This window comes from Nocardia sp. NPDC055053 (assembly GCF_053608285.1).
The window spans coordinates 23,772-39,279 of the sequence record NZ_JBSGVD010000019.1; the positions used below are offsets into that span (position 1 = coordinate 23,772).

General features: G+C 61.7%; 12 protein-coding genes. 4 read left to right on the forward strand and 8 right to left on the reverse strand.

All coding sequences use genetic code 11. The annotated features are described in order from the left end of the window. Positions 1–940: 940 nt before the first annotated feature. Genes ACWF82_RS20525 through ACWF82_RS20535 form a run of 3 tightly spaced genes read right to left on the reverse strand, consistent with a single transcriptional unit; the run spans position 941 to position 4,405 of the window. Positions 941–1,672 carry a hypothetical protein gene (locus tag ACWF82_RS20525; RefSeq protein WP_452503332.1) on the reverse strand — a complete coding sequence of 244 codons (732 nt, stop codon included), beginning with the start codon at positions 1,670–1,672 and terminating at the stop codon, positions 941–943. Beyond that, positions 1,659–3,227: a substrate-binding domain-containing protein gene (locus tag ACWF82_RS20530; protein WP_452503334.1), complete on the reverse strand. Its 1,569-nt coding sequence runs from the start codon at positions 3,225–3,227 to the stop codon at positions 1,659–1,661. Before ACWF82_RS20530 ends, ACWF82_RS20525 begins: the two co-directional genes overlap by 14 nt. A gap of 11 nt (positions 3,228–3,238) precedes the next feature. Beyond that, complete coding sequence (locus tag ACWF82_RS20535) at positions 3,239–4,405, reverse strand: hypothetical protein (protein WP_452503516.1); 1,167 nt, start codon at positions 4,403–4,405, stop codon at positions 3,239–3,241. A gap of 183 nt (positions 4,406–4,588) precedes the next feature. Between ACWF82_RS20535 and ACWF82_RS20540 the strand changes: the two genes are divergently transcribed. The 3 genes from ACWF82_RS20540 (at position 4,589) to ACWF82_RS20550 (ending at position 5,508) form a co-directional block, all read left to right on the forward strand. Continuing rightward, positions 4,589–4,855: an IS3 family transposase gene (locus tag ACWF82_RS20540; protein WP_452503505.1), complete on the forward strand. Its 267-nt coding sequence runs from the start codon at positions 4,589–4,591 to the stop codon at positions 4,853–4,855. A gap of 26 nt (positions 4,856–4,881) precedes the next feature. Then, positions 4,882–5,085: a hypothetical protein gene (locus tag ACWF82_RS20545; RefSeq protein WP_452503507.1), complete on the forward strand. Its 204-nt coding sequence runs from the start codon at positions 4,882–4,884 to the stop codon at positions 5,083–5,085. Positions 5,086–5,196: 111 nt separating this feature from the next. Further along, entirely contained in the window at positions 5,197–5,508 is a 312-nt protein-coding gene (locus ACWF82_RS20550; RefSeq protein ID WP_452503336.1) for a WD40 repeat domain-containing protein, read from the forward strand. Positions 5,509–6,083: 575 nt separating this feature from the next. On the opposite strand, the gene ACWF82_RS20555 is transcribed toward ACWF82_RS20550, so the two are convergent. The 5 genes from ACWF82_RS20555 to ACWF82_RS20575 form a co-directional block, all read right to left on the reverse strand. Next, a complete protein-coding gene (locus ACWF82_RS20555; protein WP_452503338.1) occupies positions 6,084–6,626 on the reverse strand; it encodes a YbhB/YbcL family Raf kinase inhibitor-like protein in 543 nt (180 codons plus the stop codon). A gap of 44 nt (positions 6,627–6,670) precedes the next feature. Further along, positions 6,671–10,210 carry an indolepyruvate ferredoxin oxidoreductase family protein gene (locus ACWF82_RS20560; RefSeq protein ID WP_452503508.1) on the reverse strand — a complete coding sequence of 1,180 codons (3,540 nt, stop codon included), beginning with the start codon at positions 10,208–10,210 and terminating at the stop codon, positions 6,671–6,673. Between the two features lie 180 nt (positions 10,211–10,390). Then, complete coding sequence (locus ACWF82_RS20565; RefSeq protein WP_452503340.1) at positions 10,391–11,155, reverse strand: cyclase family protein; 765 nt, start codon at positions 11,153–11,155, stop codon at positions 10,391–10,393. 154 nt (positions 11,156–11,309) lie between these two features. Continuing rightward, complete coding sequence (locus tag ACWF82_RS20570) at positions 11,310–13,109, reverse strand: FAD-dependent monooxygenase (protein ID WP_452503341.1); 1,800 nt, start codon at positions 13,107–13,109, stop codon at positions 11,310–11,312. Between the two features lie 231 nt (positions 13,110–13,340). After that, the gene (locus tag ACWF82_RS20575) at positions 13,341–14,525 is read right to left on the reverse strand and encodes an alcohol dehydrogenase catalytic domain-containing protein (RefSeq protein ID WP_452503343.1); all 1,185 of its coding nucleotides are present in this window, start codon (positions 14,523–14,525) and stop codon (positions 13,341–13,343) included. 510 nt (positions 14,526–15,035) lie between these two features. Between ACWF82_RS20575 and ACWF82_RS20580 the strand changes: the two genes are divergently transcribed. Beyond that, complete coding sequence (locus ACWF82_RS20580) at positions 15,036–15,413, forward strand: nuclear transport factor 2 family protein (protein ID WP_452503345.1); 378 nt, start codon at positions 15,036–15,038, stop codon at positions 15,411–15,413. The last annotated feature ends 95 nt before the right edge of the window (positions 15,414–15,508 follow it).

A 15,508-nucleotide genomic window follows, 5' to 3' on the forward strand; every position in this document is an offset into this window, starting at 1 on the left:
TACGCGCATCGGCAGGTCCCGTCTGCGCGCCGAGCGGGTGACCCACGCCTTCACTACCATGTCCGCAGCTATCGGGTGTGGTTCGCCCACATCACCTTGTCCATGCTCGGACTCGCCTGGCTATCGGCATCGAAAGCAGTTGCCGCAAAGGGGGGAATCGCCGAGGTCGGTGAAGACATGATCGCTCTCGCGCTACCGGAGATCCGACGCATGCTCGTCCCCCCGGTCCTGCCCGCCACCACGACCCCGACCACGTCTGGGCCCGGTCACGATGGCCGCCGCCGACGACAACACCAAGCACGCCTATCTCCCTCTCGGCGGACTGGCCGTTGAGGGCTGGCGCCGCTACGACCGGCTCCGCGGCGCCGCGATGCGAACCTGTTCGGGCAGTATCGAACAGGTCGAACATCTCGAACACGAGATCACGCAGACTTTGCAATCCGCACATCGAGATCACCATCGACGGAAACCTGGTGGGCGCACTCGAACTCCGCATCGCACTACTGCTCCAGCCGATCACCGCCACCGTGCGCAGCGCGCAACTAGTCGCGATCGGGCGGGCGACTGCACCCTCACCGCGACGGTCTCGACGACGGAGCTAGGAAAAATCCTGGAACGCGAACACCCTACGCGTGGCGACCCTGGTGGACCTCCGCCGACCGAAACAACTGCTTTCCATCGGCCCGAGACGCTCACAGTCCGAATGAGCTTCTCACCACGCCGCTGACACCAGCGGCGAGATTCGGCCCGGACTCGGCCTTGCGCGCATTCTAGTTCCGCCAGCACCACTCAAAAGGTTCCAATAATGCTCATTACCAGCATGTTTCACATGCTGCTAGTACCCTGTAATTCCCTAGATTTCGTATCGCTTCCTACGGCACGCGTCGGCCAACCCACGACAGCCTGACATCAGGCCTCGGTGAACGCGATGCTCCTGACGTCAGCGGAAGATCGCCAGCGCCCATATCTTCAGCACGCCGTTGTTCTCGTCCCAAGCCTCGACCTTGCCGAGCACCCGGGCCGGGAACGACCCCTTGCCCTCCGGCAGCTCTTCGGGCGCGCGCAGCCACGAACGGGTGATCTTGACCCGCACGTGCGCGTCGCCGCCCGCCGGATACGGTGCGCGTAGGCGCAGAAAGGTCCGATCCGACCCGTCCTCGTCGTATTCCTGGAACTGCCCGCCAATCGACAAGAACATTCTGCTGCCGCTGAGTCGTGCCCCTTCCGCGCCGGCATCGAGGAGAGTGCGGTGCGCGAGAGCGTCGCCCCTGTGTAGATCCACGTACACGATCGCATCCGCGTTCTCGAGCCGCTGAACGACCTCACGGATCGCCGTGATCGGCTTCTTCTCGAAATCGAACGTCACCTTCTTGTCGCCCGACTTACCCGCGCGCCCAACGATAGTCACAGGGCCGTGCCTGATCTCGCCGTTGGCTTCCGCGGAGACCCGCGTATACTGCTCCACTGTCTGCTTCAGCGCCACGGTGTCGTTGGACTCAAGCAGATCCATGATCACTTTCTCGTTCAGATACATGAGGATCTCGTGGCCGGCGTCGCCGAACAGATAGTCGGGAACACGGCGGATTCTGTACGCGTACAGCCCTGCCGCGACGGCCACGAGAACGCCACCGATGAGAATCAGAACCCAGAACCACGGGTTATCGACAGCCACGAATCTCCTTGAATGCTTCCGACAGTGACGTCGCGGTCGCATCGACCATGCGACCGCCGGTGGCTCGCGCCACGCGGTCCAATTCGTCGGGAGCAGCCGAACTCACCCGGACGGTATAGGTGTGCACGGCCTGGACCTCGGGTGCGCGCTCTCGATACTCGCGCAGAAAATCCTCCACGCCGATACCGGTGTTGCTCTCGCCGTCGGTCATCAGCACAATCGTTACCGGCTGCTCGGCGTGTTCGCGGGTGACAGCGGTGGCTTTCTCGTACGCGGCATCCAGCGCCGACCACACACCTGTGGTCTCGTCGAAACCGTCCGTGGCCAGGTAGTTGCGGATGGCATCGAGATCCGGCGGCCCGGTGACGACGAAATCCCGCTCATCCAGGACGCGACCGCCGAAACGCATGATGGTGAACGTCTCGCCCCGATAGAAGCGCACGAACTTGCCCACCGTCGACGGGTCGTCGCCGCCGAATCCCGCGAACGTGGCACGCAACGCGGCTATTCGCGATCCACGCATCGACGCCGAGAAGTCGAGCACAAATATCACGTGCGACGGATTGTGCGCCTGTGGCTTGGAATATTCGGCTACGAGCCGATCGATGGTTTCCTTCCGCTCGGGAAAGTACAGCGTGTTCGTGCCGAAATCCGGAAACCGGGAATCGCGGTGCACCCGACTGTTCAACGGACGACGCGATGTCCGTTCCATGATCTCCCGCTGCACGCGCTCGGACTCGAACCATTCCACGACCGTCTCGTAGATATCTCGCTTACCGGGGTCGAGCAACATCATCGGATAGTCGGCGAGGACGATGCCGTCGCGGGGATATAGAATCTCCAGCGGCTCACGCAAAGTCCCACTCGCGTTCATCGACAGCAATACCGATTCATAGTCGATCACCGCGTCCGCCGCGTCCTGATCGGCCTTGTATGCCTCGGCGAGCGCGCGCGAGGTGTCAGCGGTGAGGGTGCGCCCGCTGAAGAACCCGCGCAGCCGGTCACACGTGATGTCCTGTTCCCGCAGAGCACCGCCGGTTCCGGCCGCCGCCGTCGCGACGCCGACCAGTGCGGACAGCCCGCTCGCCGCGTGCCGCGGGTCCGCCATCCCGAACCTCAGCATTCCCGCGGCCGCCCGGTCGGCCAGATCCGCCCAAGAAAGCTGCCGATCCCCGGCCGAACTCCGCAGGGACTCCGCGATTCTCGGTTTGACCCCAATCGCCAACGGCGAGAACATGAACCGACGGGTCAGCGGCACCTTCCCACCATACCCGCGTTGCTTCGATGTCAACTCGAAATAGCGATCCGTCGACAACCAGGCGACGTCGTGCTGGTATCTGCCCGGTTCCAGCGCCTGGGTCGCATCGATCGTCCCCCGGTGATCCAGCACCAGCTCGATGCCGGTATCGCGGCGCAACTCCTCCAGCAGCGGTCGCATATCCGTGAGTTCGGAAGAGGCCAGCACCCGCAAGGTAGCGCGCGGCGATGACTCGGACTCGCACGCGGTGACCAGCCCGAGGACGACGCACAGCACGGCGCTGATGACCACGCTCACACCGGGCCGCCTCACTGCGAGCAGCCGCCTACCGCGACGACGAACTTCTCGAACACATCGAACGGGGGCAGACTCACGTGTGTGCTGTCGGCGGAAGCAGGCGCTTGGAGCCCACGGCTGACGAGCAGATCGTTCAACTCTGCGCTGGCGATGTCATTGGAGCTGTCGAGCATTCGGAAACCTAGTTTCACTGCCCTTGTGCGCAATTTCGGATCACTGTGCAGCAACTGCGCCAGCTTCCGCCCCGTGTCGTTGAGTGCGAGGAGTCGAGGCTGGGTCTCGAAATGGACTCTGGGATAAAGAAGTACCCGCTCCTCGTCCGGTTTCCCGTCAGGTCGGTTCAATTGGTAGGCGAGATACTGGTGTTCATAGATTGCCACGACCGGCGCGATCGCCTTCCCTTCGGGGGACAGGTAATACGGCATCCGGTTGCCTATGGGTGCGCCCTGTGCCGCGTAGATCGGCTTTACACCCTCGGCGAACTCGACCACCTGGCTCTCGTTCTTGGGGGCCGTGAACTCCTGGCCGTACTTCGCGTAGGCGACTACCGCCACATAGGTACCTCCGGAGTTGGACACGCACACGTCAGAGGTGTGGGCGACCACCACATTGCCACTCCCCGACCCATAGCGGCCGATACCGATCGAGTCCCAGCTCTTACCCTGCTCCGCGAGGGCAACGAACTTGCCGATATCGATCTTGTAGTAGAGCGGGTCGAACCTGCCGCGGCTCACCGGCTCAGCGACGCCCGCGTCGCTCAATGCTTGCGCGAACGGCCGGAACGTAGCAAGCACGATCGGGCTGCTGAACAGCACATACTCTTGGACGTACTTGTTGCTCTGCTGCCTGTTGCGTGTGATCAGATCGGCGGCGGGTTGGCCGGACGGGAAGACGAAGTCGTAGTCGTCGATGTCGTGCACAGCCACCTCACGTGAGCCGCTGCTGTCCACTCGTACGTCGAAATTATTGTGCGCCAGGATCTTCTGAACTTCGGAGTCGCGAAAGAAATCGACCTTCGACCCCATCTTGCCCCGCACGACGACCGGTTCCGGGTCCGGGCGAACCACGAACGGCGTCAGAGCAATGACCAGCAGCCCGACCACGGCCACCACGCGAATCGTGAGGAGAGCGGGACGAACTGGAGACGGCTTGATCCTCACAAGCGGCTCGACGGCCACACTTCCCCCTCTGGCGATCCACCAACCGGTGCTCGATCGATAGAGACTGTACGCCCACGGGGAGGCAGATCGGAATGGCTGCGAAGCGATGCCATATGGTTCCGAGCAGGAGTACGCCTCGACTTTCCTTCTTGTTCACCAACTTCCAGCCCCGGTCACCCGTGGCGTTGGGAATCTGGGCGCATCCATGCCGAGTCCGAGAGCACCTGCGGGGTGCCGCGGATCACCGATGGGCTGCGCGAGCGCGGGCGCACGGTCAACTACAACACGGTGGCGAAGACCATGGCCGAGATCGGCATCGTGGGCATCAGCCCGCGCACGTTCGAAGACCCGGACGACGGTGGTCGATCCGGGCGCGTCCTTCCCGCCGGACTGGCATGCACGACTCGTCAGCGGGCCACTGATCTGACAGCGGCTGTCGGGCTGTCGGGACCTTCACCAACCCCGTGAGCAGCTTCACCGGGCGACTTGTCGAGGTGCTGTCACTGTCGTTCAGCCCGGACGGCCCTGTTCTCGCGGTACGGGGGCGAGATGGGGTTGTACGGCTTGTGGGACCCCTCAGCCGCCAACAGATCGGCACAATCGGCCCGATCCACGGGCTCAACGAGGTCATGTTCACTCCGGACGGCGCACTCGCCACGGGCACAGGTTCGCTCCTCGATGGAACCGTGGCCTGGTAGGACCTCAAAGCGGGAACACAAGTCGGCTCGCTTTCCGAGCCATGTGGTGGAGTAGTTGCCGCAGCTATCAGCCCGGACGGTGCATTGCTCGTCGTCAGTAACCACGACGCGATGCAGTTGTGGGACGCGCGCTCCTATGAATACGCCGGCCCGCTGACCGGCCCCACGAATGATGTTGGTGCGGTGGCGTTCAGCCCCGATAGCACCGTCCTCGCGACTACCAGCGATCGCTCTATTCGACTGTGGAACCCCCGAACTCGCCATCCGGTCGCCGACCCGGGCACCAGGCATACCAGCCCCCTCATGCTGGCCGGACACACTGACATCATCTATACGGCCGCCTTCAGCCCCGACAGCACTGTGCTGGCCACAGGCGGAAAGGACCACACGGCCAGGCTGTGGAGCATCGAACAACGCAGGTAAGAGGGTTTGCGGAAGCAGATCATCGAGTAGGCCAGGCTCGTACTCGGTAGGTGTGGTGCGGCGCTCGTACCGAGTCTAAACAGCGTTGACGATGTGCAGCCATGCAAAGTCGCGCTCGGCCGACTATCTAGTCTCCCACTCCTGTGGCGCGGCTGAGAGGGCCTCGGCACTATGAGTGAACAGGGTAATGCGTGGAAACGCCCATAACCTGCTCGACCCGTGGCCGGACTGATCGGCGCGACCACGCGGCGATGCGACTGAGCCACCGCGCAGCCTGGACCCGATCAGTGGTAGGAGCATTGATTGGCAATGCCTGCGTCTCCGCGCGCGACCAGAACCTGTAGCTCAGGACTTGAGCGTCGGCCAAGAGAAGAGGCCGCCGCAGGGATCGCGGCGGCCAGGTCCGGAGGAAAAGAGGCAGAACTCGCCTGTGACGGATGATCAGTCGAGGTATCTTTCTGCAACGACCGATCCAGGTTTAGTGCGCAAGGAGATGTTGTCCGAGCGTGTCACAGTTTCTGAGCTCGTGAGCTGACAGGCACCACAATGGATCGGCAGCGCCGTCAGCGGTCGGCCTAGGTCTCGTTTTCGTAGACCGGAATGATGAACCCGCGCGCCAGTGTGTGTCGACGCAGATGTGCGCCGAGCGCGGCGGGTGTTGAGGTATTGGAGAGCTCCAGCTTCTCGACATCCACGGCGTGAACAACGAAGAAGTAGCGATGCTCACCGGTGCCGGGAGGTGGCGCGGCCCCGAGGTAGTGGCTGAATCCGGCGTCATTTGGTAGTACCACGGCGCCGACTGGAAGGCCAGCGCCGTCTGGTGGATCTCCTGCACCAGAGGCCAATTCGGTTACCGATGAAGGAATGTTGAATACTGCCCAGTGCCAGAATCCGCTCACGATAGGCGCATCCGGATCGTAGCAGGTCACTGCGAAGCTGAGGGTTTCGGTAGGGAAGCCATGCCACAACAGATGTGGTGAGCGGTCTTCCCCTCCGCCGCGCAGGATTCCGCTACGGAAAGGTTGTGCAAGTGTTTCGCCATCCTTGATATCGTTGCTGTGGATGGCGAATGTCGGCACCTGTGGCAGACGGCTGTAGGGATCGGGTCCTCGGGACATCGACACTCTTTCGGCTCGATGGGTGTGAGCGTTGACAGACGAACTCAACTCGGCGATGTGGCCGCAGCTGGTGTGGTGAATTGAACGAGCAGGCCCGCCAACTGCTTTCGGTAGGCGCCGGTGTTGCGGATCTTGATTTCTTCATATCCTCGGACGATGTCGGGCAGCTCCGCGATCTCGATTGCAGTGTTGTAATTCGCAAGTGTCAGATGCTGCTCGATCTCTTTGAGGACACCGATGTACTCGTCGATCAGTTCACGTTCCAGGCGCCGAACCTCGCCCGGGCCGAATGGGTTGAACCGCGTACCGCGCAGGTGGCGAGTGGCGTAAAGAACGTGGAAGGCCGGCTTGAACCAAGGGCCGAGTGTGATCTTTCGGTCGAGGCCCATAGCCCGGAAGATCGGCGGGTGGAGTTTCCACTTTGCGCGAACGCCGGGGCCGAACTCCTGTTCGAGGGCGACCTGTAGCTGGCCGTCGATATTGAGTCGCGCAACTTCGGCTTCGTCTTTGTAGGCCATCAGTTTGAACAGATTGTGTGCGACGGCGGTCGTGAGTGCCTCGGAATCCGGACCCACGACGACGGTCTCGAGTGCTCGAATGCGTTCTACGACATCGGCGTAGCGCTGCGCATATCGCGCATTCTGGTAGGCGATAAGTTCCGGCACGCGGACATTGAGGACACGGGCCAGCTCTGAATCGGGCAGGGCGTCGATGCTCATGAGCACAGCTTCGGCATGTTTCTGCTGACGGGTACCGCGCCGCACCGCGGCGGTGCGAGGTCGATTCACCCGTGCGACTTTGGCGAGTGCTTCAGGGGCACTGACCATCTGACGGCCACGACGGAACGCCTGGAGGTTGACTTCGGTAGCGACGCCGTTGAGGGTGATGGCGGTCTCGATCGACTCTGCGCTGAGAGGAAGTGCACCGGTCTGGAAAGCAACCCCGACAAGCAATATGTTCTCGCACTGGCTCGACCCGAACAACGACTCGGTGAGCGAGCGGGCGTCCACCATGTGCAAGGCGGCGGGGCGGATTTGCTCCGCGATGCGCTTCTCGAGCTCCGCTGGCTGAGGGAACTTCACACTCGTGTCGACCACCATCGACCCGGTCGGGACGATGGCGGAGGAGACAACGCCGACTGTGCGTACCGGATCCGCGGCCACGAGGTTGCTCTCCGCCGCGGCGACGAGGATGTCACAACCCAGATAGAGGTCGCAGTCGACACTGGCCAGTTTGTTGGTTCGGACTTGATCTTTTGAGGTGAACCGGAGGTCCGATACGACGGGGCCGCCCTTCTGTGCGACGCCCGTTTGGTCCAGGCCTCGCACAGTCCAGCCGTCGAGGCTTGCCGCGGTCGCCAGCACCTGTGCGAGCGTGACGACGCCGGTGCCGCCGATACCGGTGATCCGCATACTGAAGTCCGCACGTTGAATCACCTCCGACGGTGCGGCAATATCATCGGGGCCGAGTTGTTCGATCTTCTTCCTCGCGCGACCTCCTGGGACGACTTCGAGGAATGAAGGGCAGTCACCCGTCACGCAGGTGTAATCCTTGTTGCACGAGGATTGGTTGATCGCTGTCTTGCGTCCGAACTCGGTATCCACGGGCTCGACTGACAGGCAATTCGACTTCTCGCCGCAGTCGCCACAGCCTTCGCAGACCCGTTCGTTGATGGCGATGCGTTTTACCGGATCGTCCAACTTTCCGCGCTTTCGTTTGCGGCGTTTCTCCGCCGCGCACTCCTGGTCGTGGAGTAGGACCGTCACACCCTGAATACCTGCGAGGTCTTCTTCCACCTGAAGCAGGCGGGAACGGTCTAGAACCTGGACGCCCTTGGGCAGCTTTATTCCTCGGTAGCGGCGAGTATCTTCTGTGGTGACTACGACCTTCCGGACTCCCTCGTTCAGCAGCAGGCGGACGATGCCGGGGACCGTCATAGCGCCAACTGGTTCCTGGCCGCCGGTCATGGCGACAGCAGAATTGTAAAGGAGCTTGTAGGTGATGTTGACGCCTGCGGCGACTGCTGCGCGGATGGCAAGCGATCCCGAGTGCATAAAGGTGCCGTCGCCGATGTCTTGAAAGAGATGGGGGACCTTGGTGAACGGTGACATCCCGATCCACTGCGCTCCTTCGCCGCCCATTTGAGTCACTCCGACGATGTTGCCGACCTGCTTTTCGTCCATAACCATGACCAGGCCGTGGCACCCGATGCCAGCACCGACGAGCGCGCCGTCGGGTACCTTGGTCGAGACATTGTGGGGGCATCCGGAGCAGAAGTAAGGTGTACGAGCCAGCGACGGTGACGTGGTATTGGCTGTGAGTAGTGGCAGTTGGATTCTGGTGCGTTCGCCAGCGTAATGCAACGGCTCGCCGTCGTGTCCATGCAGCCGCGGCGCGAGAAGGCGGGCGAAAAGGTCCGGCGATCCCTCGCCGTTGGCCGGCATCAGTACGGTACCGTTCTCGTCGTGTTTGCCCACGATGCGAGGTTGGTTCGGCGCCCCGTACAGGGCGTCCTTGACGAACATCTCGATGAATTCCCGCTTCTCTTCGAGCACGATGATCTCGCGCAACCCATGAGCGAACTCACGGATCAGTTCGGGGTCCATCGGGTATGGTGCGCCGACTTTTAGCAGCCGGATTCCTGCAGCCGCAATAGCGTCACCGTCCAAGCCCATACGATGGAGCGCTTCGATCAGATCAACGTAGGACTTTCCTGGCGCGACAATTCCGACTTCAGCGTTCGGTGCGTTATTGGTGACTCTGTTCAGCTTGTTCAGAGTGATGTAGCGACGTGCCGCGTCGAGTCGCGCATTCCATTGCGTGCGTTCGAGTTCCTGAAGCTGTGCTCCGATCAGCATGGCATTCGGGCGGTGCACAATGACTCGGCCGTTGTCCACGATGGAGACTACTCGCGGTTGCACTCGATCGTGGGACAGGTCGACGGTTGCTGACCCATCGGCGACCTGAGTAACGATCTTCATTCCTGCCCACAGTCCGCTGCATCGCGACATTGCGATTGCGTGTATGCCGAAGTCGAGGACTTCCTGAACATCGCCGGGGAACAAGAAGGGGATACCCAGGTCGAAAAGGGCCCCTTCCGAAGCGCACGGCAAGGTAGAGGACTTAGCGGCGGGGTCGTCACCGGCAAGAACGACCGCACCCCCGGTCGGAGGCACCCCGATGAGGTTGGCATGCCGGAACGCGTCTGTGGCTCGATCGACTCCGGGCGCCTTTCCATACCAGATTCCTGTGACCCCGTCGTATCGCTGCTGGCCGACTTGGTCGATGAGCTGGGTGCCCATGACGGAGGTGGCGGCCAGTTCTTCGTTTACGCCTGGACGGAAGACGACTTTGTGCTCATCGAGCAATTTGTGCGCGCGTTCCAATTCCATGTCATAGGTCCCAAGCGGTGATCCTTGATAGCCTGAGATGAATGTTGCGATGTTGTGGCCGGCGCGGGTGTCTCGTCGTCGTTGCTCCAAAGGCAATCGCACAAGTGCTTGAATCCCGGTCATGAAGCCATGTCCGTCGGATAGCAAGTACTTGTCGTCGAGCGATGGCTGTTTCGTGGACAAGATGGGGATACCGCCTTCGTTACAACGGGCTGCAGATTGGCAAATTGGGTGGGGAACACTGTTGAGATGAGGACCTCAGACACCCCGCTGTTCTTGTGTTGGCAACGCCGCCGCCCTGGGCCGACCGCCAGCCGGACCAGGGCGAAACACATCGTTGGTTGCGACGCGGCTGGTGAGATCGGGTAAAACTCACTCAGTGAGCAACAAGACCCGCAACGGCGAGCCTGTACCCTTCCCGAGTTTCAGGGGCAGCGCCACGAACACTCCTGTAGCTGGTACGTCCGCCAGATTTGTCAGGCCCTCGACGATGAGGATCCCGTTCGGCAGGAACCACCGAGTATGCCCAGGGCTGCCGGTGATCTGTCCATCCCGGAAGGAGAAATCACACGCCGAGGTATCACAGGCCACCACGGAGATGCCCGCAGTCGCGAGATATTCGCAAGCATCGTCTGTGAGGCCCGGTTCGTTGAGCCCCCACCAGGTTTCGTCTTTGCCGGCTTCGCCACCGGGCAGGTAGCGGTCCCAGCCGAAGTCGACGATGGCGACGTCGCCGGGAGCGAGTGAGAAGCCGCCGCGCGTTGCCGCCGCGATCAATTGATCGCGGTTCACCGGTTCGCCCGGTTGCGGGTCCTCCGGAGTCAGATCGAATTTCTTGAATTGACGAAAGAACAGGGCGTCGATCGGAAGTTCATCGACGCACTTTCCTCCGGAGACGAAGTGGCATGGCGCGTCGACATGGGAACCCGAATGCTCAGGCAGCGTCCACGAATTCGCGGCTACGCTGATCTCGACGTCAGGTCCGCGCGCGGCGAGTTGCTCCACCTGGATGTGCGGCATGGGGAAGAAGAGAGGAAGGTCCGGGCTGTAGACCGGGGACACGTCGTGGTACTGGAACTGCCGGACGGCCGCGACGATCTCGGTGAGGGTTAGTGTTGATTCACTTGCTGTGGCCATGGTTTGCTCCCGTCTCCCGAACGCCGTTGTTTCGGGGCAACTCGAACGCTAGGTTGTGGTTTCGAACTGATGTGAGTTATGGGTCCCGCCTGGTGGAACCGAGTCTGAAGATCGCTATGGACCGCCAACGGATCCGCGGATCCCGCACGATCGGTCAGCCTTCGCGGGCGGTTGCGATGTCCGAGGTCGTGGCTGACGTGACAAGGTCCGGCTGGTCCAGCGCAAGAGCTTGTCGGACTGCGGTCCGAAGAGTCTTGTCGGGGTTGGTGTCGCGGGTGTGAGCTCGCCAGGCGATGTGTCGATCCGGTCGGATCAAGAGCGCGCCGCCGTCGTCGGTTTCCCTGAGGCCAGCCCATTCGCCGACAACATCATCGTATTCGCACCGGGGACCGATAGCGAATACTGGGAGTTCGATTCCGAGCTCCATGCTGATCTTCTCGGCTGCACCGGCCCACGGTTCTCCGCCAATTCCGACGATGAGGCAGTATCTGCCGTGACCAGCCAAGTCTAGTGTCGAAACCTTGCGACGTTGATGTTCGACCCATGCGTGGGGAAGATACGCGCCGGGATGAGTTGTCGGGTGATAGTAGAGTTGCGGGTCGCGAGTAGGTACGGGGAATGGTGTGCCGTCGCCGACAATCGCACACGATGTATACCGCTGACCGAGCTCAACTCCATTGGCATTGGATCGGTAGTTTTGCAGGGCGATGGCTTCCGCAAGCGCCTTTCGCCGCTCTGGCGCTCCCGCTGCGTCGGAAAACAGTTCGCGCAGCGAGGACCAAGCCTCCATCGGGGCTTGGTCCGGGCGTAGACCGAGGGCCGCGATCGCTGCTCCCTGATTCTTGAGGTTTTCGATCGCTCGGTCGACGATCTGTTTGCCGACCGGCCGTCGCTCTTGGCTGTAGCTGTCGAGGAGTCCCTCGCCGGCCTGACCGGAGATGACGTTCGCAAGCTTCCAAGCCAGGTTGTAGGCATCTTGGATCGAGGTGTTGCTGCCTAGCCCGCCGGCCGGTGGATGGCGATGGGCCGCGTCACCAGCAAGAAATACTCGCCCGCGCCGGTAGTCGGTGGCCACGACGTTGTTGACCTGCCACTTGCTGACACCTTTCAGCCTGACCTCCGCACTGGGGTCTCCGATCAGCGTTCGAGCGTATTCTGTCACCGCAGCTTCGGAGGTATCCGGCTCGCCCAGAGACGGGTCGTACTCGCGCACGAGGATCCAGTCACTGAAAGGGCGGACACAGATGAAGGTGCCTGAGCCGACCCAGGAGTTGGCACCCGGCTGGAAAATCGAATAGATGACACCCGGTCGATGCGCGGCGTGCTTGGCGAGGTCGACCTCGATCCACATGTTCACCATGTGCTTGAGCGCGGCCTGGCCTTCGAACTCTATCCCCACGAGGTCGGCCACTTTCGAACGCCCGCCGTCTGCGGCAATCACGTATCGAGCGTGGATGTTGTACTCCTCACCGGTCCCGCGGCAGCGTACTCGCGCGAGCACCTCATGCTCCGACTGCTCGATCGCGATCAGTTCGTGTCCGAACCTGACGTCGGCACCCCGCTCGACCGCTGCGGACAACAGGACTGGTTCCAGGACATGTTGTGGAGCATTGATGAGCTCGCAGGGGCTCGCTGCCGCATAGTCGGCAGCGCGTGGACCCGTGCCGTAGGATTGGTACCTGTAGATTTCCATCCCCGTGAAACTTGTTGCAACCACATTGTGGTTGAGGGTGCGCAGCGGAACACCGATCGCACGCACACGTTCTTCGATACCTAGGTCGCGGAAGACTTCGACAGTGCGCTGATTGGTGATGTGCGCGCGTGGTTGAGGCGCGACTCCGGGATGCCGAGCGATGGTAGTCGCGCGAACACCGTGATCGGCGAGCATGATGGATGCGGTGAGACCGGTTACCCCGGCTCCGACGACGAGGACGTCAGTGTCGATCGTGTGCATCAGTGTCCTCACTTGGGTCGCGTTTGTGGCGACGGATTTCGAATTGGGCGCTGCGGTCATCGATTCACCGGAGACCCGGTCGGTTCGAAGACTTGTTGTCAGAGTGCTCTATTTATCAACCATCAGCCATGCACTCCTAGGATTGGGTTCCGTTGGATGAACCCGGGACCGTGATCACGTTCAATCCTGCGATCACGGCCTGCCACAGGATCGCCTGCGCCGCAGCTGCGACTATCGGATCTGTGTCTCGGGGGAGATTACGTAGTTGGAGAATCCGCCGTTCCGTTCCTCCGCACTTGCTGCTGTGATCGCCTTGTTGATATCTTCGAGCCCGAACACCTCATGGTCGAAGACATTCAAGTTGACCGCGCCGGCGCCAGCCAGGTCGGCCATTTCCTTGCCCTCAGAAGTGGTGAACCAGAATGAACCCATATATGTCTGGTTGCTGGTCATCACGTGGGGAAGACTGATCGGCACCTCCTCGAGAACGCCTCCGACGTTCACGTGGGTGCCACCCCTGGCCAAGGCCGCGGCTGCCGCCGAAAACGATGCCGGAGAGCTGCCGGTCGGCAATGCATCGATCACGACATCGACACCCCGACCCTCGGTCAGCGAACCTGCCCAATCGGCAATCGATTCTGTGGCGTTGGTGGTCGAGTGCACCTGTATCCGCTCGGGAGCCAAGGCTTTGACCTTGTCGAGTCGCTCGGCATTCCGACCAACACCCAGAATGGTGGGCGCACCCAATGCTAGGGCGAACAATGCTGCTCCGAGCCCCAGCGTGCCAGAGATGCCATTGATCAGTACGGTTGTGCTCATATTGACATTTGCACGGCGGAGGGCGCTAAAGCTCGTTCCGAGATAGCCCCATCGGGCAGCTGTCTCGAAATCGACGTTGTCGGGCAGCTTGACCAAGCTGTAGTGCGGCGCAGTCATGAATTCGCAGTAGCCGCCATAAGGGTAGTCGGCAAGCATTTGCCCACCCCACGGTCCGGTTCCGAAGTAGCCGTTCAGCGCTGCGTAGTCGCACGAGCGAACGCGTCCCATCCGGCACTGCCTACAGCCACCACAGTAGCGAAGAGGATTGACGTAGACGCGATCGCCGACCTCGAACCCGCGAACGAGCGGCCCTGTTTCGACGATGACCCCTGCGGGATCGAGGCCATAGATTGCGGGAAGCTCGGGGGTTTGGACCATCGGAGGCGGGTTGAGCATGTTCACCGTGTTGGGTACCAAGCCGCATGCTTTGACCTGGACGATGACATCGTTCGGACGGGGTGATGGACGGTCGACCTCGTCGACAGAGAAGGGTTCACCGATGCGGTGATAGCGCGCGGCGCGCATGTGCTGGGGACACTGCGCGTCCGGCCGAGCAAAATCTGCCGTGAGGGTTGTGGCGTCGCCATTGTCGATCACAGTCCATCTCCTGTTCTGTTCCGTACCGAGGTTCCGACGCGTTGCTGCGGGCGCGATGGTCGATCTTCCGTACGGAGTACGGCTCGCGTGCAGCGGTTTGCCAACCGGGTTCGTCACGTGGGGTACGCGTTTCGACGGCTGGGATGCGTCCCTCGGTGCATTGTTGATAGCGGGCCGGGGGTGGGCTCTCCAGTTTCAAGTTCCATTGGGTGGACACTGACACCCGCACGCGCCCTGACTGTGGGACCTTGGCCTGATCGGTACTGATACTTCGCGTCGGTTCGCACAGTCAGTTCCACGGTGATAAGCGCGTCAGGATCTACGGCGTCGACCTAGACTTCGAGCTGGCAGGTACTCCGCGCATAGTGCTTGTTGTCTTCGCGAGCAGCCCGGAACTCCTGCCTGCACCCGCTGTCCGCGCTGGTCGGTGAGTGACCGGCGCTGGGGGTCGGTTCCGGTGGGCGGATCTTCGCGCTTTCTCCGATTCGGTGGTGCGGCAACACTGATCTGATGACGATCTACGAGAAAGTGCTGGAGCTCGACCGGGCCCGCCGTGCCGCAATGATCTCAGCAGACACCGATACTCTGGCATCGCTGTTGGCTGACGACCTGGTGCTCGTTCATACCTCCGCCCGCGTGGACACCAAAGAGACTCTCTTGACCGCCATACGCTCAGGTGTTGTGAACTATCGTTCGATCAAAATCAGCGACGATCGTTGGCGCAGACTGGGGGACACCGTTCTCCATACTGGTATCGCTGCCATTATCGCCGGCGTCGACGGCGCCCCTGTGACCCTGGCGAACCGATTCGTGATCGTTTGGCGCCACTCTGAGCAGGGATGGCAAATCATCCACTGGCAGTCCACGGGCGTACGCGAAGCGTTGTAGCTGGAATGGATGAAGCACACGGTTCCGGTGGGTGGGACCGGTGGCTTCACCTGTATTAGTCATCGGCACAAGCTGTCCGGGTCAACACAGCAACG

Coding starts and splice junctions, on each gene's coding strand:
- ACWF82_RS20550 (WP_452503336.1), top strand. CDS start 5,197: ATGCAGTTGTGGGACGCGCGCTCCTATGAATACGCCGGCCCGCTGACC.
- ACWF82_RS20555 (WP_452503338.1), bottom strand. CDS start 6,626: ATGTCCCGAGGACCCGATCCCTACAGCCGTCTGCCACAGGTGCCGACA.
- ACWF82_RS20565 (WP_452503340.1), bottom strand. CDS start 11,155: ATGGCCACAGCAAGTGAATCAACACTAACCCTCACCGAGATCGTCGCG.
- ACWF82_RS20570 (WP_452503341.1), bottom strand. CDS start 13,109: ATGCACACGATCGACACTGACGTCCTCGTCGTCGGAGCCGGGGTAACC.
- ACWF82_RS20580 (WP_452503345.1), top strand. CDS start 15,036: ATGACGATCTACGAGAAAGTGCTGGAGCTCGACCGGGCCCGCCGTGCC.